General features: G+C 38.7%; 16 protein-coding genes and 3 pseudogenes. 8 read left to right on the forward strand and 11 right to left on the reverse strand.

Going from position 1 to position 21,759, the window contains the following annotated elements; all coding sequences use genetic code 11:
- Positions 1 to 773 precede the first annotated feature (773 nt).
- Positions 774 to 1,859: a recombinase RecA gene (gene recA, locus WA1_RS04535; RefSeq protein ID WP_017743240.1), complete on the reverse strand. Its 1,086-nt coding sequence runs from the start codon at positions 1,857 to 1,859 to the stop codon at positions 774 to 776.
- Between the two features lie 274 nt (positions 1,860 to 2,133).
- Here recA and xseA point away from each other — a divergent pair, with 274 nt between their 5' ends.
- Both xseA and xseB read left to right on the forward strand, forming a co-directional pair.
- Complete coding sequence (gene xseA, locus WA1_RS04545; RefSeq protein WP_017743238.1) at positions 2,134 to 3,369, forward strand: exodeoxyribonuclease VII large subunit; 1,236 nt, start codon at positions 2,134 to 2,136, stop codon at positions 3,367 to 3,369.
- A gap of 37 nt (positions 3,370 to 3,406) precedes the next feature.
- Positions 3,407 to 3,619 carry an exodeoxyribonuclease VII small subunit gene (gene xseB / locus WA1_RS04550; RefSeq protein WP_017743237.1) on the forward strand — a complete coding sequence of 71 codons (213 nt, stop codon included), beginning with the start codon at positions 3,407 to 3,409 and terminating at the stop codon, positions 3,617 to 3,619.
- A gap of 87 nt (positions 3,620 to 3,706) precedes the next feature.
- Here the strand turns inward: xseB and WA1_RS04555 are convergent, their stop codons facing one another.
- Entirely contained in the window at positions 3,707 to 5,407 is a 1,701-nt protein-coding gene (locus WA1_RS04555) for a sensor histidine kinase (RefSeq protein ID WP_017743236.1), read from the reverse strand.
- 176 nt (positions 5,408 to 5,583) lie between these two features.
- Between WA1_RS04555 and WA1_RS04560 the strand changes: the two are divergent.
- The 3 genes and pseudogenes from WA1_RS04560 to WA1_RS56600 form a co-directional block, all read left to right on the forward strand.
- Positions 5,584 to 5,868 (forward strand): annotated as a pseudogene (locus WA1_RS04560) (HAD family hydrolase); the annotation flags it as partial.
- A gap of 376 nt (positions 5,869 to 6,244) precedes the next feature.
- On the forward strand, positions 6,245 to 9,697 hold the full coding sequence (locus WA1_RS04565; RefSeq protein ID WP_017743234.1) for a phosphorylase family protein: 3,453 nt from the start codon (positions 6,245 to 6,247) through the stop codon (positions 9,695 to 9,697).
- Between the two features lie 134 nt (positions 9,698 to 9,831).
- The gene (locus WA1_RS56600; RefSeq protein ID WP_158516594.1) at positions 9,832 to 9,993 is read left to right on the forward strand and encodes a hypothetical protein; all 162 of its coding nucleotides are present in this window, start codon (positions 9,832 to 9,834) and stop codon (positions 9,991 to 9,993) included.
- Between the two features lie 525 nt (positions 9,994 to 10,518).
- Here the strand turns inward: WA1_RS56600 and WA1_RS04570 are convergent.
- Positions 10,519 to 11,271, reverse strand: coding sequence for a sucrose-phosphate phosphatase (locus WA1_RS04570; RefSeq protein ID WP_026134631.1), 753 nt, complete (start codon positions 11,269 to 11,271; stop codon positions 10,519 to 10,521).
- Between the two features lie 563 nt (positions 11,272 to 11,834).
- Between WA1_RS04570 and WA1_RS04575 the strand changes: the two are divergent.
- The 3 genes and pseudogenes from WA1_RS04575 to WA1_RS04585 form a co-directional block, all read left to right on the forward strand.
- Positions 11,835 to 12,440, forward strand: a pseudogene (locus tag WA1_RS04575) (sucrose-phosphate phosphatase); the annotation flags it as partial.
- The gene (gene ruvA, locus WA1_RS04580) at positions 12,437 to 13,072 is read left to right on the forward strand and encodes a Holliday junction branch migration protein RuvA (protein WP_017743230.1); all 636 of its coding nucleotides are present in this window, start codon (positions 12,437 to 12,439) and stop codon (positions 13,070 to 13,072) included. The pseudogene WA1_RS04575 and the gene ruvA, both read left to right, overlap by 4 nt.
- 214 nt (positions 13,073 to 13,286) lie before the next feature.
- On the forward strand, positions 13,287 to 13,511 hold the full coding sequence (locus WA1_RS04585) for a DUF433 domain-containing protein (RefSeq protein ID WP_017743229.1): 225 nt from the start codon (positions 13,287 to 13,289) through the stop codon (positions 13,509 to 13,511).
- A gap of 79 nt (positions 13,512 to 13,590) precedes the next feature.
- Here WA1_RS04585 and WA1_RS04590 read toward each other — a convergent pair whose 3' ends face one another.
- The 8 genes and pseudogenes from WA1_RS04590 to WA1_RS04625 form a co-directional block, all read right to left on the reverse strand.
- Positions 13,591 to 14,004 carry a hypothetical protein gene (locus WA1_RS04590; RefSeq protein WP_017743228.1) on the reverse strand — a complete coding sequence of 138 codons (414 nt, stop codon included), beginning with the start codon at positions 14,002 to 14,004 and terminating at the stop codon, positions 13,591 to 13,593.
- Between the two features lie 13 nt (positions 14,005 to 14,017).
- The gene (locus WA1_RS04595) at positions 14,018 to 14,326 is read right to left on the reverse strand and encodes a hypothetical protein (protein WP_017743227.1); all 309 of its coding nucleotides are present in this window, start codon (positions 14,324 to 14,326) and stop codon (positions 14,018 to 14,020) included.
- Positions 14,327 to 14,478: 152 nt separating this feature from the next.
- Complete coding sequence (locus tag WA1_RS04600) at positions 14,479 to 14,811, reverse strand: XRE family transcriptional regulator (RefSeq protein ID WP_017743226.1); 333 nt, start codon at positions 14,809 to 14,811, stop codon at positions 14,479 to 14,481.
- Entirely contained in the window at positions 14,808 to 15,167 is a 360-nt protein-coding gene (locus WA1_RS04605; protein WP_017743225.1) for a type II toxin-antitoxin system RelE/ParE family toxin, read from the reverse strand. The genes WA1_RS04600 and WA1_RS04605 overlap by 4 nt, the downstream gene beginning before the upstream one ends.
- 211 nt (positions 15,168 to 15,378) lie before the next feature.
- Entirely contained in the window at positions 15,379 to 16,902 is a 1,524-nt protein-coding gene (locus tag WA1_RS04610) for a caspase family protein (protein WP_017743224.1), read from the reverse strand.
- Between the two features lie 119 nt (positions 16,903 to 17,021).
- Positions 17,022 to 17,693: pseudogene (locus WA1_RS04615) on the reverse strand (AAA family ATPase); the annotation flags it as partial.
- A gap of 115 nt (positions 17,694 to 17,808) precedes the next feature.
- On the reverse strand, positions 17,809 to 19,275 hold the full coding sequence (locus tag WA1_RS04620) for a VMAP-C domain-containing protein (protein ID WP_017743222.1): 1,467 nt from the start codon (positions 19,273 to 19,275) through the stop codon (positions 17,809 to 17,811).
- A gap of 777 nt (positions 19,276 to 20,052) precedes the next feature.
- Positions 20,053 to 21,654 carry an SDR family NAD(P)-dependent oxidoreductase gene (locus WA1_RS04625; protein WP_017743221.1) on the reverse strand — a complete coding sequence of 534 codons (1,602 nt, stop codon included), beginning with the start codon at positions 21,652 to 21,654 and terminating at the stop codon, positions 20,053 to 20,055.
- Positions 21,655 to 21,759 lie beyond the last annotated feature (105 nt).

Raw genomic sequence — 21,759 nt, forward strand, 5'->3', positions numbered from 1 at the left:
TTACTTCTCAACTGTTTGATTGAACTCTCTTCTCAAATTAGTTATTTTGTACTATTTTGGTTGTGGTTTTTCGTATGTGACACTTAGGGTGCGGAAGGGAGGTTGTATGGTCGTATTCTAGCAACGAATACTGCCGAGCGGTTTGTTTTCGCACGCCACTTGCTACAACTAGGGAGAATCCCCGCGACGCGGTGACTTTATTTCAAGAGACAAAATGGCACTCTACGATCAGATTGGGACGATAGACCGAAAAATTCCGCCTATTACCCGGAAAAGGGTGATAGCCAGAAAGATTCTTGGTATTTCATAGTGAGCGCTGTTTATTAAACTGTTTGCCGCATGACCTTGATGAACCAAGAAATTCATGACTGCATCGGAAACATTTAACTTAACTTGGATTGTTTTGTACAACTTTTATCACCTCTTCACTATATGTTAGCATAAATGCAAAGACATTGTAAGCGCATTTAGGAAAAATAATTCATTGCAAATTAGGTTGTCAGACAGACGAAAACATAAACTTCTTTTATATGCTGCTCAAAAAGACAAAACTATTACTGGGTTGATTGAGGAGTGGATTGATAGTCTTGTTCTTTCCCATGAAAGAGACACTGCGGACTAAAGTCCTACGAGTCGCGTTTCATCCTCCCCTTAAAAGTTGAGGAATCGACGCTTCTGTATTGTTTTGGTAGAAAAGGGGTTAAAAAGCCCCCTCTCCCAATGGGAGAGGGGGTTGGGGGTGAGGGAAGGCATCTTGCCCGCCCCACAAAAACTTACTCCTCTTCAAATTCCTCGTCTGCATCTTCTTGTTCGTCTTCACTTGGCTTACCAACTGAATTAGCAGAAACAAGAACACCCATTTCTAATTTTTCTCGTACTAGCTGTTTAATCTTTTCAGTCAATTCAGGTTTCTCTTCCATGTACTTGATAGCGTTATCCCGACCTTGGGAGATATTTTCGCCGCTATAACTGTACCAAGCACCCTTACGGATAAGAACTCCAGTTTCTTCAGCCAAGTCTACCAGACAACCTATTGTAGAAATACCTTTGCCAAAGATAATGTCAAATTCTGCAACTCTAAAAGGTGGTGCGACCTTATTTTTAGCGACTTTGACTTTGACACGGTTACCAAATTCTTCAGTGCCTTTTTTCAAGGTTTGAATCCGGCGAATATCCAAGCGTACCGAAGCATAGTATTTTAAAGCATTACCACCAGTTGTTGTTTCTGGGTTGCCATAGGTAACACCAATTTTTTGCCGCAACTGGTTGAGGAAAATAACTGTACAACCAGATTTACCAATATTACCAGTGATTTTACGTAGAGCTTGGCTCATCAATCTTGCTTGAAGACCAACGTGAGCATCACCCATTTCGCCTTCAATTTCAGCACGAGGAACCAATGCTGCTACTGAGTCGATAACCACAATGTCAACCGCAGCAGAACGAACCAATTGGTCAACAATCTCCAAAGCGGCTTCCCCTGTGTCGGGTTGGGATACTAACAAATTGTCGATATCAACACCCAATGCGCCAGCGTAGGTAGGGTCAAGGGCGTGTTCCGCATCAACATAAGCAGCGATACCACCGTTTTTTTGCACTTCAGCAACTGCATGTAGTGCTAACGTCGTTTTACCAGAACTTTCCGGACCGTAAATCTCAATGACCCTTCCCTTGGGGATACCGCCACCCAATGCCAGATCCAGGGTCAGCGCCCCACTGGAAACTGTTTCTACCCGCATACGGGTAGCATCACCCAAGCGCATGATAGTTCCTTTGCCAAAGGTACGCTCAATCTGATTGAGTACCATGTTGAGCGCTTTTTGCTTGCCAGCAGCAGCATCAGTCGTGTTAACAGCCATTCTGAGCCTCTATATTATGGATCTAGGAGTGTAGATTTGGAATTGAAATAGAACAGATATACTATTTTAAACACAAATTGCTAATTTAGTCCTTCTCTGTAAAGAAGCGTGACAAGATTCTAGCGCACTCGTTGCCTTGTTTGGCATAGACAAATAACTAAGTAATAAATTGTATAATATCAATATCAGTAAGCAGTAACCAATCCAAAATCCAAAATCTAAAATCCAAAATCCAAAATCCAAAATCCAAAATCCAAAATCCAAAATCCCCAATATGACTTTTAACCTACCTGACTCTCTCATTCCTGAAACAGCCCTGACAGTGGCAGGATTAACAGATTACATTCGCTTCCTGTTGGAGCAAGATGAGGAATTGCGGCGGGTTTGGGTGACTGGAGAAGTTTCTAGCACTAACAAGCACCGCAGTGGGTTATTTTTTACGCTCCAAGACCAAGAGGCTGTGGCTGCTATTAAGTGTGTGGCGTGGAATGGTCAATTGCCAAAATTGGCACAAATTCCCGTGTCTGGGGAGCAGTTAATTATTTTGGGAAGTCTTAAAGTTTACCGAGAACGGGGAGAGTACCAACTGACTGTTTGGCAGGCTTTTCCTGCTGGTGTTGGTTTGCAGGCACTGCGTTACCAACAAATAAGGCAACGCTTGGAGGCAGAAGGATTATTTGACCCACAAAGAAAGCGATCGCTCCCCACGCATCCCCATACTATCGGCGTTGTCACATCTCCGACGGCTGCGGCTTGGGGTGATATTCAAAAGACTCTCAAACAAAGGTATCCTGGATTACAAGTTTTGTTTTCTCCTGCAATAGTACAGGGTGACCAAGCACCTATGTCTATTATCAAGGCCATTGCACGGGTTGAAAAAGATGGACGTGCAGAGGTGCTCATTTTATCACGGGGTGGGGGTGCGGTGGAGGAATTGGCATGCTTTAATGACGAAAGGGTAGTACGAGCAGTAGCAAATTGTTCGATACCAGTTATTACGGGTATCGGTCATCAAAGAGATGAATCATTGGTAGATTTGGTTGCAGATGCTGCGGTGCATACTCCTACGGCTGCGGCGGAATTGGCTGTGCCATCTCTAGCTGAATTGTACGCCGAACATCAGCAACGAGCGATCGCTTTACAACAAAGCGTGCGTTACTCTTTTGAAAGGGCTGAAAATAAATTACAACAAATGCAAAACCGTTTGCGGCGCTTGCGGTTGGATCGGCAAGTTCAGCAGGACTTTCAAGCTTTAAGTTGGAAGCGCCAGCAATTAATAAGGGCGACAACCGTGCGCCTACAGCGATCGCTACAGTATGTAGAAATGTTACGGCAAAAGTTGGCAACTCTTGACCCGAAAGCTGTCCTGCAGCGTGGTTATGCAGTGGTGCGACTGGAAAATGGTGCGATCGCTCGTTCTGCAATTGAGTTAACTGTGGGACAGGAGTTGTCGGTGCAGTTGGGTCAGGGTGAGGTTAAAGTAAAAGTTGTGGATGTAAATGATTTTTGAACCGCAAAGGCGCAAAGAGCACAAAGGTTAAATAGGAATGGTTAAAGTTACTGATAAAGAAGGTTGGAACTACGAAGCGAAGGTTGCTGAGGTGGAAAGAATTATTGCTCGTATTGAGTCGGGTGATTTGGAGTTGCAGGAGGTGTTTGACCAATTTGCTTCTGCTGTTGAGTATTTGCGTCAGTGTGAGGGTTTTTTGCAAGAACGACAGCAGCAGGTTGAGTTGTTGATTGAGACTTTGCAGGATTAGAGGATTTTGGATTTTGGATTTTGGATTTTGGATTGGGGGATAAGGTAGAATTGTTGTCCTTGTCTCCCCCTCTCCCTTGTCTTGTCTCTAGCCCCTTGGCAATATCACGGTAAATGTGGTGCCTACATCCAGTTGACTTTCTACTGTGATTTGACCTTTGTGTAATTCAACTGCATTTTTAACAATTGCTAATCCCAATCCGGTTCCTGGAAGATGACCCGTGTTGCTACACCTAAAAAAAGAGGTAAATAGTTTGTCTATTTCTTCTTCTGGTATGCCAATTCCTTCATCTTGAATGCGGAAAATGGCACTTGTAAGATCGCAGATTAATTCAAAGTTTATCTGACCTCCTTTTGGGGAGTATTTAATAGCATTTGATAGTAAATTTGTGAAAATATGCCTTAATAGTTTCTCATCCATAACGGGAAGTTCTTCTCTCGTACAACCATAGACACATTGCTCTACAAAATTAATCTGATATTTTTCACCAACACTAAGTTGTAACTGTTCTACTAAATCCAGACAAAAACTAATTAAATCTATAGGCGCTGGGTCAAACTTTAGTTTCCCTGCTTCGGTTTTTCCAAATACTAAAATATCCTCTAATATTTGATTGAGATGTTTGACACTAGATTTAATTTTTTCAAAGTGGCGACGTTTCTTTTCTTCGGGTAATTGTTCGCCGTAATTTTGCAGAAAGTCACAAGATAGCAAAATGGTGGTCAGTGGGGTGCGAAATTCATGGGAAGCGATCGCAATAAACTGTGATTTGAGTTGACTAATTTCTCTTTCTTTTGCTAAAGCTAACCGAGTTTCTTCTGCTTGCTTGCGTTCGGTGATGTCTTGGGCAATCCCGACTCTCCGATAGACTTGTCCGTGATGGTTTTTTACCGGAAAGCTGCTATCCCAAATCCAACGAATTGTCCCATCTGGTTGCACAATTCGGTATTCATTTTGATAAGCACTATAAATATTTTCCTTCATTATGGCAGTGACATGTTCTCTATCTTCTGGATGAATAGCATCTAACCAAGAGTTGGGATTGCTATACAAACTTTCGCAGTTTCGTTGCCATACCTGTTCGTATGCAGGGCTAATATAAAGAATTTCACAACTGCGAAAGTCTCTAATCCAGAAAACTTCTTGAATGTTCTCTGCTAACTGGCGAAATTTCTCCTCACTTTGACGCAGCATTTCCTGTGTTATAAGTTTGGATGTCAGTTCTAGCTGCAACTGAGCATTACTAACTTTTAAGTTTTGTTCTTGCTGAATTAAAGCAGTCACAAGTTGACTGAGAGATGGTGATAAACTGGCAATTTCATCTTGGTCTTTTATAGCAGGAATTTTGACTGGTGTGTTACCTCTGTTGATATAATTAATAGCTTTTGCGATCGCTAACATCGGGTGGGTAATTACCGTTGCTATCAACCAACCCAAAGCTGTAAAAACAGTACCCACTATCATGTTCCAAGTAAATATTTGCTGCTGTAAATACCAGACTGGAATAAAGGCTTCATGAATGTTTTGCCTCATAAGAGTACTAATTATTGGAATGTCTTTGTATCGCTCAAACATTTCTCTGCTTGTCATGTGATAGGCTAATTCTGCTAGCAATTTACCAACATCAAGTTTTACCTGTCCGCTAGCATAATGTCCAACAATGAAACTGGCGAAGATAGCCAGTACAAAAGCAATGCTGCCAATTGTCAATCCTAAGCGGGTTCTTAGGCTATGGCGGGGGTTTAACTTGGCAGCTAAGCGATGCGACAAACTAATAATACTCACCACTATACAACGCTTCTACCTCCACAGACCGAGTCAGAATTTCAGCAAGTTATTCATCTTCCTAGTTTATCTACTCTTTTTTTAAGTACAAGTGCCTAACTTGTCTAGATCGAAAAAGATAAGATTGGTGCCAAAAAGGCATAAACTTTTTTGTGGTAAAGCTGACAAAAGAGGTTGTTGTGGCTAAATTTCTATTCGTAACCGATTTGGACAATACTTTTGTAGGTGATGACAACGCTTTGGATGAGTTGAAGGAGCGTTTACAAAAACACCGTCAGGAATACGGTACAAAGATTGTCTATGCCACAGGGCGCTCGCCCATTTTGTATAGGGAACTCAAAGAAGAAAAGAATCTTTTGGAACCAGATGGTTTAGTGTTAGCTGTGGGAACAGAAATCTATCTTAATGGTGATGACATACCTGATTCGGAGTGGTCTCAACACTTATCTTCCGGATGGAACCGCATTAGTGACAGGTTAAAGTTATGATGCATTTGTCAAGATGCCTGATGACTGAAAAATGTAATAAAAACCGTGGCAGAAAACATCTTTCATAAGATATCCTGAAAAATCAGTAATAGGATTATTTCACTACATAAAATGTACTCAATCTCTAGTAGAAATACTGTTGACAGAAACCATACTATCTCAGCTAGGCCAAATAATGGAACCGTGACCTTATAGTATTGACATGAACGCGATCGCCTAAAGATATTCTAATTCTTAGGGAATGGAAAAGATGTAGAAAGCCAATCAAGGTGGAAAAGATGGATATTGGTGGGCAAAAACCTATAAAACCGTCAAAATATGAAGATAGCAAGTTAAATAAGAGATTTAACATATGCCTTGCGCGGTTATACTGACTGCTATTCCTATAGAGTATATGGCTGTTCGCGCCCATCTGGTTGACCTCCGGGAGGAGACGCATCCCCAGGGAACAATTTATGAGCGCGGAAAATTTATTGCCAACGGTAAAACGTGGGAAGTGGGAATTGTTGAGGTTGGTGCAGGAAATTCAACAGCAGCTGTGGAAGCAGAAAGAGCGATCGCCTACTTCAACCCCAACGTGATCTTTTTTGTTGGGGTGGCGGGTGGTATTAAAGATGTTGCTCTTGGTGACGTGGTAGCCGCAACAAAGGTATACGGTTATGATTCAGGTAAAGCACAACTCAAATTTGAACCCAGACCTGATGTTGGGCTTTCTACGTACAATTTAATACAGCGAGCCAGGGCTGAGGCAAGAAAAACAGACTGGCTGCAAAGATTAAGATCTGGCACAAATACTGCTCCCCGTGTTTTCGTAGCGCCTATCGCCGCCGGAGAAAAGGTGGTTGCTTCAACCCAATCAACTATTTGGAAGTTTCTCCAGTCAAACTATGGGGATGCAGTTGCAGTGGAAATGGAGGGGCGAGGTTTACTGCAAGCGGCTCATGCAAACCAGCAGGTATATGCACTGATTGTGCGTGGTATTTCTGACCTAATTGACAGCAAGAGTGAGGCGGATGCGTCTGGTTCTCAGGAAATTGCTGCACGCCATGCAAGTGCCTTTGCTTTTGAGATTTTGGCAAAGCTTGATGTTAATAGTGCAAGTCATAATTTAGAAAAGGGCATTAAAAACGGAAAACCAGAATTAAGTGAATCAGAGAAATCGATTCAAAACTTGTCAGAGCAGTTTGATAAACTAAAAGACTCAGAACGACAACTGATGTGTGGGCTGGCGCTTGAGTCTGATGAGCATATCGCACTAGAATCTTTTAGAAAAAAACCGATCTGTCATAACTTAGAATGTCAAGATAGTTTGAACCACTTAGTAAATTTAAATTTAATTGAAGAAAAAGAAATTAATTCTACAAAAATATATTCATTGTCGTCTGAAGTCTCTGATTACGTTCAAGAAAAAACTATTACTTATATAAGTGAAGAAATTAGCAAAGGAACTTTTCAAATTTTAAAAAATTATTCAATTTTAACAACAGATGTGGAAAAATTTTTGCAGCCAATTGAACAAAAAATGTTGGCCATGGAGCAATTTAACGGAGATAAAAAAATAATTAGTGACCATTTGTTGAGTTTTTTGAAAAACAAGCAAAATTTAAAAAATAACTATGTAGCAGGTAATATTTTAAATTTGTTATTAAAGTTAAAATTAAGAATAGATTTTAGCAAATGTAATTTATCAAATATTTCTATTTGGCAAGCTGACTTACGAGATGCTGTATTAGCAGCAGTAAATTTTACTAATTCCGATCTGAAAAATTCTATTTTTCTCCAACCTTTAGGTTGTATTCATTCCATCGCGTTTCATTGTGATGGTAGTTATTTTGCTACAGGAGACGCTCATGGCTCAATTCGACTTCAAAATACAGAGAGTTTAAAACTCTACATTTTTAGCAATCCGCAACAAAGCCAAATTTGGTCAGTTGCCTTTAGTCCCAATATTCAACATCAAAAGTTTGCTTGGGGAGCAGAGGACGGAACTGTAGGCTTATGGGAGATTGTACCTGATAGTTCATCAGGTGAACCCACGATTGGCAACATAAAATATTGGCCTCTAAATAGGCGTGTTTTATCAGTAGCATTTAGTTGTGATGGTAGTATTTTAGCAGTAGGCGGAGATGGGGATAATAACGCAATATTTTTACCAGAAATTAGTAATTCAACTAATTCAAAGCAGGGCAAATATTTATCCGCTAGAGATGTAGCTTGTATAACTTTTATTAATCAAAAATTGCTTGCTAGTGGTCATCAAGATGGAAGTATTACGTTATGGGATACGGTTGCTTGTAAAAAACTTAGCACTTTGCCAGAAAAGCATACTGGTACAGTACGCTGTATTGCATTTAATGGTCTTAACACTCTAGCCACCGGAGGTGAAGACGGGAAAGTGTGGTTATGGCATAGTGATGAAACTGATAGGAATCCTCTGAAAGTCTGGCGTTCCCTTTCTCTAGAAGAAATTGAGCAAGTACGAGCAGTAGCATTTAGTCACGATGGAAATACTCTTGCCATTGGATATAGCAATCAAGATAGTCCTGCTGAGTCACGTGAATATAAGATTAGATTGTGGAGTTTAACTCAGGAACAATGGATTGGAACTTTAGACGGTCATAAACATCAGTTAAGGAGTTTAGCATTCTGTCCTCATCCCGACAAATCTAAACTTTTAGTTAGCGGTGGTGATGGTCGTACTATTAAATTTTGGGACACAAGTAAACAAAAGAAAGAGCGCAAGGATTTGAAAGGATATGCCAACCGCATTTGGTCAATAACCTTTAGTCCAGATAGTAAAACCTTTGCTTTTGGAGGTGAAGATAATAAAATTGGGGTTGGAAATTACCACGATTACTCTCGATGGAATAACTGTGACCTCAAGAATAGCGTAATTTACAGCTTGTCCAAACATACAGATTGGGTTTGGTCAGTAGCTTTCAACAAAGATGGGACACTTCTAGCTAGTGGTGATGAAAACGGACAGATTTTTCTGTGGAAGTTGGTCAATCAAAACTGGCAATACTATACTATGTTGAAAGGGCATGGAGAACGCATCCGATGTGTTGTTTTTAGTCCTCTAGAGAACAAATTGGCCGTTGCAGGTAATAGCAAATTAGTTTTTCTTTGGGAGTTAACTGATTTAGACAACCCCGTAAGGCTCAATCAAGTTATCGAGCATAACGATCGAGTGTTATCGCTAGCTTTTAGTCAAGATGGTTGTTATTTAGCTAGTAGCAGTCGAGATAAAACTATCCGTATAATGAATTTAAAAAACAATGATGATACGTTTATTTTAGGAAAGCACGATGGTCAAGCGCATTCTGTTGCTTTTAATCCAAAACGCCACAATGTTCTAGTCAGTGGAGGTTTCGATGAAGAAATAAAATTGTGGGATGTTAATTCTCGACAAGTTATTAGCAGTAGGAAGGCGGAACATAAAATATTCTCTGTTGCCTTTCATTCCAATGGTCAACTTGTTGCTAGCGCTGGACAAAAAGACATTATTAAGCTGTGGAATATAGACTCAATGAATCTCCTTAAGGAGTTTAAAGGACATAAAGGAACTGTAGAGTCTGTAGCTTTCAGCCCTGATGGAAGTAAGCTCCTTAGTAGCAGCCAAGATCAGACTGTAAAAATTTGGGATGCATCACCAGAAAAGGTTTTGGATACATCAACAATCGAGCACATTATTTCTACTTTAGAACTTAACAAACCATATAAAGATATGAATATTTCTGAAATACACAATGTGACACCAAATCAAATTAACATCCTTAAAGAACTAGGCGCTTATGAAGAGTAAAATTTTATAATTGTGTCGTACTAGACTCAATCAAGTTAGAATTGGTAGAGTATGGAAGCTTAATTTTTGAAAAATCTCGAATACTGTAAACCTTCTTCAACTCTAACCACAAACTTAGCTTTGGCGAGGTAACGATGACTGTTGAGATTAGCTTTTATCCCCCATTCCGCACCCCCTACTGTCATAATCTGTTTTTTCGGATTTTTACTAACTATAAAGGCTGTATTTTATACAAAAATGGGAAAATGGCGATGGCGATCGCTAACCCCAAATCCTCAAACGTTCAAAATTCGTAGTGTGACACTTTAGGGTGCGGAAGGTAGGTTTATATAAGGTTAGTGAGCGTCCTGTTGCATATACTATTACCGTATTCTTTTCGATTTTGTTCTAACTTCTGGTTTAGCTTTTCTAAAGCCTTTTCATCACCTACTAATGTGTGGTCTCAATCACTCACAAATAAAAATGAACTCATAATTTATTTACCCACTATGTAGGGCTTGCTGAATACAATTGGAGGCTAGGACAGATAAAGGTTTCAAGCCTTTTTTTGCCAAACAAGTGCAAGTTTATAACATCTATAGTCTCAAAAACCTTGCATTTTCGTCGGCGATCGCTGGGTAAATTTGGAAACTAAGGGACAAAACTACCATTTTGCCAGCTGTGTGGCTTCTAGATTCGCTAGAATCGACTTTTTCAGCAAGCCCTATGTAATCTAAAATTTGAAAAGACTGATATAGGTTAGACCTTTTACATCAAATTTTAATAATTTAATTTTGACTTTTAATCGTACTAAAACTGAAGATTCATGTCCCGAAAGGTGGTTACAAAAAACCAAAATGTTTTAATCCTTCCAGTATCCCACCTGCACAATATCTTTTTGCACGGTAATGATAATCGAAAACATTTTCTTGGTGCCATTGTAACAGTTCCGAACGAGCATTGCCAACAATAATTCCCCATGTTCCTGCAGCAAATAACGCAATGTCATTGCCAGAATCACCACAAACAACAGTTTGCTCTGGTAAAAATTGCCACTTTTGACGAAGAAATTGTACTGCTTGTCCTTTATCGCTATCATGGGGTATAATGTCGAGATCTTCCCCCCCACTATATATTAGCTTGACTGTCAAACCACGTCTTCGGAATTCTGAATCTAGTTGTGGTATTACTGTTATTGCTGCTTCCTCTTCAATGAAAAAGCTCACCTTGAAGGGACGTTGCTCTGATTCTTGTTGCGGCTCTAATTTAGAAAAATCACGTGCTATTTCTACTACAACGTCACGATTCCACCCGTCTGAAAGTTTCTTTGCCCATTCTGAATCGGGCTTGTTACTACCATCTAAGTAAATTTCCGTACCTACTGCCAAAACTAACGCGTCTGGTTTTAATAGTTTCTTGCTTTCTTTTAGTTCCTGATAGAGAGTGGGAGATCGACCTGTTGCATAAACAATCTTCGTCCCGTACTTTTGGTGTTCCTGTAAATATTTGCTTAACTCTTCCAGCGCTTTATCATCCTCTTCCCTAAGACCTACAAATGTATTGTCCAAGTCGGTAACGAAAAGAAATTTCGTTATCGACTTGGATCGCTCCCGACCAAAAGTTGTTAGTAGGGACTGCTCGGAAACAGGAGGACAAGGAATACTCCTTTCATCATCCGCAACTGGTGTTGACCACACACGCTTGGATTGGTAATTATCCTCCCTGTCTTTCTTCTCCTCGGAGAGAGATATTTTCATGCCAGAAGAGTAGCAATATGCTGAAAAAACTACGCTTTTTAATTTATCAGCAATCCAACGCAGGGTCAAGCTACACATTGATAGAAAGCAGGCGGTCACCGCTTATAAAAACCTACGTACCATGACGGCACTAGTAGTCCGCCACACCAACTTTGCTGGGTGATTAAAAAACCGCACTCGACGCAAAGAGCGCGAAGTAAGAGGAAAAGAAGATGAGTCTGAACATCGTTTTACCATCAAAATTAATGTGGTGAACCACTAGTCCGTAAATATGGGCAAGTGAAAAACTCAACGGTATAAGTTTGCAAACAGCACATTCCTACTGCTTGCGCTTACGAAAAGAGCGGAAGACAGCCATTTGTTTGTGCAGGAACTCCCAGTTAGAGATAGAGTAGAACGTCATTCTGTATAGGGAACTCAAAGAAGAAAAGAATCTTTTGGAACCAGATGGTTTAGTGTTAGCTGTGGGAACAGAAATCTATCTTAATGGTGATGACATACCCGATTCGGAGTGGTCTCAACACTTATCTTCCGGATGGAACCGCGATCGCATAGTATCTGTAACTGACAATTTTCCGGCTTTAGTTCCCCAACAAGACTCAGAACAACGCCCTTTTAAGGTCAGTTTTTTACTTCAGGATGAAGAAGCAAGAAAAATTATACCACAACTTGAGTCAGAGTTTCAGAAATGTGGTTTAATAGTCAAATTAATTTACAGCAGTGGTATAGACTTGGACATTGTCCCTCCTCACAGCGATAAAGGTCAGGCAGTGCAATTTCTCCGCCAAAAGTGGAACTTTGTACCAGAGCAATCTGTTGTTTGTGGTGATTCGGGAAATGATATTGCTTTATTCGCTGCTGGTAAAGAACGGGGAATTATTGTTGGCAATGCTCGTCCAGAGCTACTTCAATGGCACAATGAAAATCCCGTTGACTATCACTACCTGGCACAAAACTTTTGTGCGGGTGGCATTCTAGAAGGATTGAAATACTTTGGATTCTTATGATTAGTTATCTCAAAGGAATTGTTGCTGCTATCCAAAACAATGGCGCTCATCGTCATATCCTGACTCTTGAAGTCAATGGTATGGGGTATGATTTGCAGGTTCCATCCCGACTGGCAAAGCAATTGCCGGAAATTGGTGGTGAGGTGCAAATTTTTACCCACTACCAAATTCGTGAAGAAGTACCTATGCTCTATGGCTTTGGTTCACCAGGAGAACGAGACGTGTTTCGGCATTTATTGGGTGTGAGTGGTGTGGGGGCGGCTTTAGCGATCGCACTTCTCGACACCTTAGAACTACCCGATCTCGTCCAATCAATTATCACAGCGAATATTCAACTTCTTATCCAAGCCCCTGGCGTTGGCAAGAAAACTGCCGAACGTTTGTGTTTAGAACTCAAAAACAAGTTGATAGAGTGGCGCAAGTCCGCAGGCTTTTTTGTCGCCACAGGTGGTCCTGCGCCCGGAATTCTGGACGAAGTGCAAATGACTCTGTTGGCATTAGGTTATACTGCGGGTGAAGTCAGCCATGCCTTGCACGTAGTGAGCGAAAATATTGGGCTGCCAAAAGATGCTTTTGTGGAAGATTGGATTAAACAAGCGATCGCCCATTTAAGTAGCGAGTACAGTCAGTAAGTTATCAACAATATCTTGAGCCGCTCCTCGCTCTAAAGAGACGAGGATTCTGGCTAGAAGCTAATTTTTGTAGCTTGGTCTTTATATTATGCGCTTAATATATGACGGCATCAAATTTTGAAGGTATGACACGGGCAGCATTAGGGTTGTTAGCCCTCACTTTAACGAGAACCCATTAGAATTAGGAAAACAGTTCTCACAACTTAGCAGAAACATGGATAGAATCACTGTTAGTCCTCAAGTTCATTTTGGTAAACCTTGTGTCGCTGGCACACGTATCACCGTACAAAGCGTTCTTGAGCTTTTGAATGAGGGGCTTTCGTTCAACGACATTATTCAGGATTACTATCCTGATTTGCAGATTGAGGATATTCGTGCTTGCTTGCAATACGCGATCGCGTTAGTGGTAGCTGAGGATATTTACCTTGTATCAGCTTAGGTATGAGATTTCTAATTGACCAAGATGTATACGCTGCGACAGCAAAATTTCTTGTTGATAGCACGAAAGTAGTGGGCTACTATTCTTGTAAGGCGTGTTGAATATCTAAATAAGGAGAATCAATATCTAATTGCCAATTCTCATCTATGAATTCTAGATTTTCATCATAAATAAGCTCCAAGTCGCCAATAGATTGTCTATTATTAGGGCTTAAATTATCTTCAACACCATTTCTAGAAACTGTGAGAATAAATTTCAATTGGAGAAAGCGCTTATTATGTGTTATGCCAATCGAACTACTAGTTAATTCAGCTTCGAGAGTGCGTGGTAGGGTAATTTCTTCATAATATTTATCCTGCTCATCCCAATAACCGCACACTTTATAATTACATAAAGAGAGATGTTCTTTAGCAAGTGTGTTGGCATCTATATTTTGTAATATTTCACTCAAATCATGCCAAACTGGGTGATTTTTTAATTCAATGCTAGTCATATCTGATTTGGGATTAATGTTCTGTTGCTAAACCAGGAAAGTGTAAAACTCCATCTATAAATCTGGCATGAAACCGACGGTCGCCGCCTTTTCCCATTACTTTCGATTTCAAATCGAAACCTTCTTCTTGAGAAGGAACAAGACCAATACTACCGCGTGAAGGAACTGGACCTTTCTCAATAGCTTTTAAATGTTTACTATTTTGGTCATATTTTATTCCCAGTTTAATTTGTTCTTGACTAAAAGAAATTAGTAAATCACTCGTGTTTTGATATACAGTATCAGGCTGAATATCTTCCCAATTATTGGGTAGCGGTTCCATTTAATTGATTCAGTTGTGAAAGATAAACCTAACCTACTACGGTTGAAATCATACAGATGTACTCTATCAAATTTTGCTTATTGCTCTCAGAAGAAAGCTGCATCTTAGATTTTATCACCGCCATCGCTTTATGATTTCGGATAATTCAGATCCTAATTCTCAATCTCCATTTCCAAATCTTTAAAATTAGTAATTGACACTTCAACATCAGGAAATTTTGCTGTTATCTTCAATTCTCCTCCCATTGCTTCAATAACTTGTCGTAAATGACTTACATATATATCAGTATGATTCTCTAATCTAGAAATAGCATGTTGTCTAAACTGTAATTCTTCAGCTAATTTAGCTTGAGATATTTTTAAAGCTTGACGTAATTCAGCCAGTGCCATTTCTTCTTTTAATTTTGCTGTTTGAACAGCAATTTTTGCTTTTCTTTCAGGAGAAAAATCTTTAGTTAGTTTGCTAAATTTGTGGTGTTTTGTCATATCAAACCCTCCCTAGTAATTTCTTGAAGATACTCTTCATAAAGACGATCTGCTATGGGAATATATTTATCATAAAATTGGTCATCTCCTGTTTTATCTCCACCGATAAGTAAAATTGCAACTCGTCGAGGATCGAAGGCATAAAATATTTTAATTGGGTTACCACAACTTTGAATGCGTAATTCTCTCAGATGAGAGTGCTTTGAACCTTTAACACCAGATGAATAAGGAAAAGGCAATTGTGTACCCTTTTCTTCTAGTAATTGAACAACACTGACAATATCATCTTGTTGTTCTTCGCTAAGAGTTTGCCACCAAATTTCAAACTCATTGGTATACTCTATTTCCCAATTCACTCTCTATTTTATTAGATATAAATAATATATCATAAACCCAGTTGGTCAATATCTACAACCAGTGATGCTTTTTTGAAGAATATTGTAGTTTAACTTTAATTTTATAACTCCTTACAGGCAGGTTTTACCAATGGCTCTGAACTGGGTTAGATGGTGAAGTCAGGACACGCTTAATTTAACATCAGGTTGTAGAGTTGTTGATTCAGATATTTTAATTTCTACCACTTGGTGGTTTAACCAAGGTTAATTTGACTTCCTTAGTCATCCAGTTGTCAGGTTTCCGACGCAGTGCTGAACCATCAGAAGGTACGTATTCTATATTTTCATCTTGCCATCGCTCTGATTGACGAGAATAAACGTTGTCCATTGAACGGTTGGGCGCACCAGATAATGCTGTAGAACGAGTAGAACGAGTGACAGGTGGAGCATCAAGTCCTTTTTGTGCAAGTAAACTCGCATCAAAATCTTTGTCACTGACAATTAACTTGAAAATATCATTGTATTCGGTGACTCCACTATTTAAATACGCTCTGGGAATGACTAGATCTAATGTCTCACTTGTTGTGCTTGATGGTATGAAGCCATCACTTGATTTCTTCGATAAAACTATACTTCCTCTCTCCGTGAAAAATTCAGGAATACTTATTGAATAATTACCTGCTAATTCTACTATTTGAAAGTAGATGTCTTGCTTGCTGTGATTGGTTACTTTGAGTTTTATCTCTGGTGGTATCCACCTATTATTCTTGAAAGTGTATTCGCCACGCAAATCAGCAGTTATTTTTGAAGAATACTCTCTACCATCAGAGATAATAATAACTTCTAGATCCACATCACCTGGTTGGATTTGGCTAGTCTGTGGAGTTTTCAATTCTAGAACATTCGTCCAACGTACAACGTGTTCTAAACGTTTGATGATTTGGACTGCACGCTGTTGAGTATATCCTTGGTTATCGGGAACGAGTGGAATTGGTGCGACTATTGAGCGTTGATCGCTCGCTTGATTAATCCAGTATTGACCTTGATGTGCTTCTAGCTCGTAATAAGCATTTTCAGATGATTCGGCTTCTTGAATAAACAAAGATGGTTTGCCCTCATTAGGCCCTGTTAGAGCCGTTCGAGCAAGTTCTATACCTTGCTCGTCCCCTACAAAATTCACTTTCATTTGAGGAATAGGTACGCTGATGATAACTGCCCAGTAAGGCTCATCTAAAGATAGTAGAGAACTATCAGTTATGAATTCAACTTTGCTACTCTCTAATTGTACCCTAGTTACGACAGCCTGACAAATGGCATCAGAAATATCGCTCAACTGTTCTGGTTGAGTTCCTTGTGGAAAAATTGCTAATACAGTCTCTCCTTCAGTTGTTGGACGAATACCGTGTAAAGCACCGCCGTTAATAACCCAATCACTGTAAACTTTAGTGTTATAAGTGAGAGTAAAGTGATTCAACCGTTCGCCTGCTCCACCTCCCAAGAAGGTTTGTGCTAAATCTTCTGCAAGTGCTTCTATTTGAGGTGATTGATCGGTGACTTTACTGAGGATTAAAGCATGGACATCTTGGAATAAATCAGCATAGGATAATTTACCATTGGTGCGTTGCAATGCTTGAGTGAAAAAGTAAGAGAAAGCACCACGTCCTTTACCATCTTCACCTGTTTGCTCTTTTGCTGTTTGATGGGAACGACAAGCAGCGATCGCAATATGCCTTGGTGGCTCATAGCTCGCGCTCAAACGGTATTTCAGCCATTCTTCTGGAAAAATAAAATCTTGTAAATCTCTGACTAGTCTATCTGTAGAGATTTGACGTTCCGCTACAGTTGAATCTCGCGGTGCCGCACCAGAGTGAGAGCAGTCCGTACTGTAACTTTTTGGTCACTTAGCTTTTTAGATAAGCGAGCTAGCTCTGGAATTTCAAATTCCCCTTCTTCAAATAAATTCAGCAAATCGTTGGGTAGATTAATATCACTTTTGTCTATTTCATCAATGAGAAGTACTCGTGGAAAATTAGAAGGTAAAAACGCTGTACCGACAGAGTTAAGCTGAATGTATTCACCTATGTTTTGGCTATTATTACTATCTTTATCTGCTAGTTGTGCATCTTGAAGTCGTGCGATCGCATCATAGCGATAAAGCCCTTCTTGTAAAGTTGAGCGTGCGGTAATAGGCCAAAGTAGTACTGGACCGAGCTTAAGTTCATAAGCAACAGCATAAGCAAGGGAAGTTTTACCACTTCCAGGTTTACCAGTTACTAGCAATGGTCTTCGTAAATAAAGAGCAGCATTAACAGCGTCTACAACATCGCTGTGTTGTTCTGTCTGGATACGAAAATTCTTACCTCGTTCCTGGTTTCTTGTATTTTCTTTGTCTATTTCTTGAAATTTTTGCCAATGAGCGTCGATTTTACCACGAGCTACAGCACTTTTATCTATATTACTGAACTTGCGCCAGTTAGGTGGATCGGGAAGGTCTTCAATTGCATTGTGCTGTTCCCTATTGCCTTGAAAAATTCTCCACTCTGTCAAATCTCCCATTTTGCTAACTCCTTGTAGCTTACATTTCAATATAAAGGATTACTTCGGAAACCTACGTTGTTGATTTTGCTGTATAACTGCAGTTTCTAATTCTCCTAAATAAGTATCAGGTAGGACTTGTCAAACACGAGCTTATATCCCTTAAAAAATCTGGTTCTAGCACTGGTTCTTCAAATAAAATACCTAGATTATATCCATATCTTCGTTTTTTCTGCACCTCTTGAAATAAAAGATTGAAGTCAGCTAATGATTCAAATGTAATAATTTGTTCTACTGCATCTTGTAAATTAGGCTTGGTAATTTCATTAGCTCTTGTCCATATAATGATAGGAATTCCAGAGCTAATAATATCTATAGCAATAGCTTGAAGTATCCCTCTACGTTCTTCATTGGAAACAGATTCTGAGCATATTAGCTTTAATCCTATTTTTTCTTGTAAGTTATGTTTAAGATTGTTACAGTTAGTGTCATTAATTTCATTCAAATATTCAAATGCATCTTCAAGAATCTGAGAATTGAAGTCTTCGCGTAATTTATTCAGTCTCTCGATGCCTCCTCTTAGCGAATTGCGTAGTTTTGGCAATATAAGTCGTTCATAAGAGCGCACTACAACTTTATATTCTTCTCCAATAAAAGATTTATTTTTATGACCACCTAGACCTGAAATATTATCTAATAAAAGTGAAATAGTCCATTTTTCTATTTCTTCATACCAGTACTTGTAAGGCAGAAAAAATTCAATAGTCAATTCGTAAAATTCATTTGTCTTCCGCTCAAGTATTTCTTCACTTTTACGGATAAATAACTCTACTGGTATTTCGAGTTTATTAAATTCAACTTTACCTCCTTTTTGTGAATCATTTATATCAATAGGCTCGATCTCCCACTCGTTATCATTCAATCTTTTATAATATAGGTATCCCTTAATCATGCATTCAGCATCAATTATAATCAAAAGATAAGGGAGAACTTTGTTATTTATTTGTTTTTTTGAAAATTTTGAAAGTTGTACCTTATGTTGTTGTGCTACCTTCTCAACATTGTTTTTTAATTCTTGTCTCACTGAAGTTTCTACTTTTTCTTCTTCTAATAACGAGTAAGCAAAATTTAACATTATTGAATTTTCTGGATAATCTATAAAAAATATTTTTGCTAAACTCTTTATATCTTTAATATTGCTAGTAGTATGATGTATCTCTGCTTCATAAGGTAAAATTTTGCAACATAAGTTTTTACATATTTCAAAGTTATTATTCTTTTCAAAATTCTTAAGAATAGGCATTAGATATTTACAAAAAAAATCAGCTAGTGGGAACAATTCTTTGGCAAATTCAATTAGTTTTTTGTTTCCAGGATTTGTACAAATAGCACCTAATATGAGGTCAATAGTCCATCCTTGACTTTCTGCTGTCTGAATTAATTCAAATACTAAATCGTTTAAGTTATTGGGTATAGTTATCTCATTTAGGTTTTTCTCACATTCATAAAAAACAAGTTGTTGAAAAGCATTGAGACTTGGAAAAGCATCCTGCAAAGCTTCTGATAGTTTTTTACGATAACCAGGAATTGACATAATTTTTTCTACAAGGATTTGATGTGTTTATTAATAAGTTAACCGATATTTTTTCATTATTAATGCTCTTATTGATGAATTCTATACAAACAATATAGAGAGATCATATGATAAGAACATTCCTTTAGTGATTACCCACTTATAAATTTATTTTTATTCCACAAATAGAAGTTATTATACGATACAATAATATCATCATTGGCTTTGCTAAGCAATTAGTAAATTAAATTACTCAAAATTGCAGCAAACTTAATAGTAGCAGTAACCGCAAACCATAGAATACCGATACAGTAGTCCAACAAGAGGAAAATCTAGTTGTTTTTTGTTGGACACCTTAGTATCTTATATCTCCACTCGAACAAACTAGTTTTTTGCGATCGCTGTGTAAAGTATTGCTGTTAATGACCAACTCATCATAATCTTGAGTGTTATGGGTGGAGTAAAGTAATTTAAATACTCATCTGCTATACCTCCTAAGAAGGTTTGTTCTCAATCTAGCGTAAGTTTTTTGAGCCATAGATACTAACCTTCTAAAAGCTTCTAGATTGAAAAAAACAATTTTCTTTATATATTAGGTGTCAGCAACTTTAACTTATGCACAAGTAGTATTCGTAAATTCAAGTTACGTAAAATTAATAAGCTGATTTTAATAAAATGTAATATTCTGATACATATATAGCAATATTATTATATTTATGAAACACAAATAGGGTAGAAAATACTTAAAAAAATGGATGTTCTGCAAAAAATATGTAGTGGAAAAATGACTATTCGCGACTAAGATTTATTCCGATAAACGCTACGAATCAAGGCAAGATCACGGGTAACAGCTAGATTGCTAGAGACACCAAAAGTCAAATTGCGTTGAAGTAGTGCTGTTATCCGCGCATCTTGTCGCCCATCTAGAAATAGTTGGCGAAGTGTCATATTCTGTTCTAATCCTGCGATTAACAAAAGCTTTCCACTTTCAGTTATGCTGTTCCCTTGTAAACTGAGTTTGAGTAAAGTTGAATTTTGTCTCAAAAGCTTGCCAATAGCTTCAGCCCCAGTATCTCCTATAGAATTACTGACAGCATTTAAGACTCGTGTAGATGCACTGTAACCAAAGTCAACATTGATTAATGAAGGATGTTTTTGAATTACTTCTATCAACGGGACTCCCCCACTTGGCGTAATACCGTTACTTGCTACCCCTAGTTCAACAAGCGTCTGATTTTTGTGTAATGCTTCAGCTAATGCGATCGCTCCCCTATCCCTTAAATGATTTACATTGAGTAGAAGTGCCTTTATATTAGGGTTCCTCTCAAAAACACGATTAAATTGCCCTTCCATAGCTGAAACATTAATAATAAAACGTCTGTGAAATGCCGATTTTAGTAGTAATGGCTTGAGTTTGCTATTTAAAATAAAAGGTGCAATAGCATTGACTAAATTAACTTCTAGCATTTCCACCGTGCTCACTTCATCTAACTTAAGTCTCCAACTATTAACCGGACGTGTGTCTAGTTGTTGTCCGTCAGCATCAAATGTATTCTCTGGAAAATATACATTGTTTGTGAGTAAATGACCTGGATATTGAGTTTGGGTTTCTAGTAGAATTGAGTCGGGTTTAGAAGTTATTAAACTATTGGCTTCAAATGGTATAGTTTCTCGATCGTTATTTTCTTGAGACAACAGGTGTTGATAAAATTCTAACGGACGCTTAATGGTTTGATCGGCATTGTTGATAATGATATCGAGTGTGGGTTCGGTGTTCAGAAGATAACTGACAAATGCTTCGACATTTCCAATATGCCTTAAATCTAACCCATGAATTTGGAGATGCGATCGCCATTGAGCAAAATCCGGTTCTAGACTAAAGTGGCGAGCACAATCGCGAGGAAACCTTGTTGTTACAATAACTCTAGCACCATCACGTAACATCCGTAACGCTATTTGATAGCCAATCTTAATACGTCCCCCCGTAACCAATGCCACGCGATTTGTTAAATCCGTCCGTTGGTAGCGCTTACTATAATTAAGTTCCGCACAAGTCGGACACAACCTATGATAAAAGAAATGGATTTCCGTGTAAAGTTGCTTGCAAATATAGCAATGATTAGGTTTGACAAGCTGGTTTTGGGTAGCTATAGAATTAGGCAAAGTTACAACTGGTTGCTTTTGAAGTTGGCTTTGCACAATCGCTGTCATTGCCTTTAACTTTTGAGCTTCCTCTTTTTGCTGTTGCTGAAGAGCGCGACGCGATTCTTTCTTACCATTTTTATAGATTTTTGCAATCAAACTTTTAAAGCGATGATGAGAATCTATAAGAGTTGGCTCTTCCGATATTTGCTGCAAAACTTTAAGACAAATTTCCACTTCTTCAGGCGGAATGTTCATGATACCATTTTGGATTTTAGATTTTAGATTTTGGATTGAGAAAGACTTGCTTAAAGTTAATTTAACGTAATAATTTATCTGCGTTCATCAGCGTTCATCTGCGGT

This window comes from Scytonema hofmannii PCC 7110, from assembly GCF_000346485.2.
GTDB classification, from domain to species: domain Bacteria; phylum Cyanobacteriota; class Cyanobacteriia; order Cyanobacteriales; family Nostocaceae; genus Scytonema; species Scytonema hofmannii.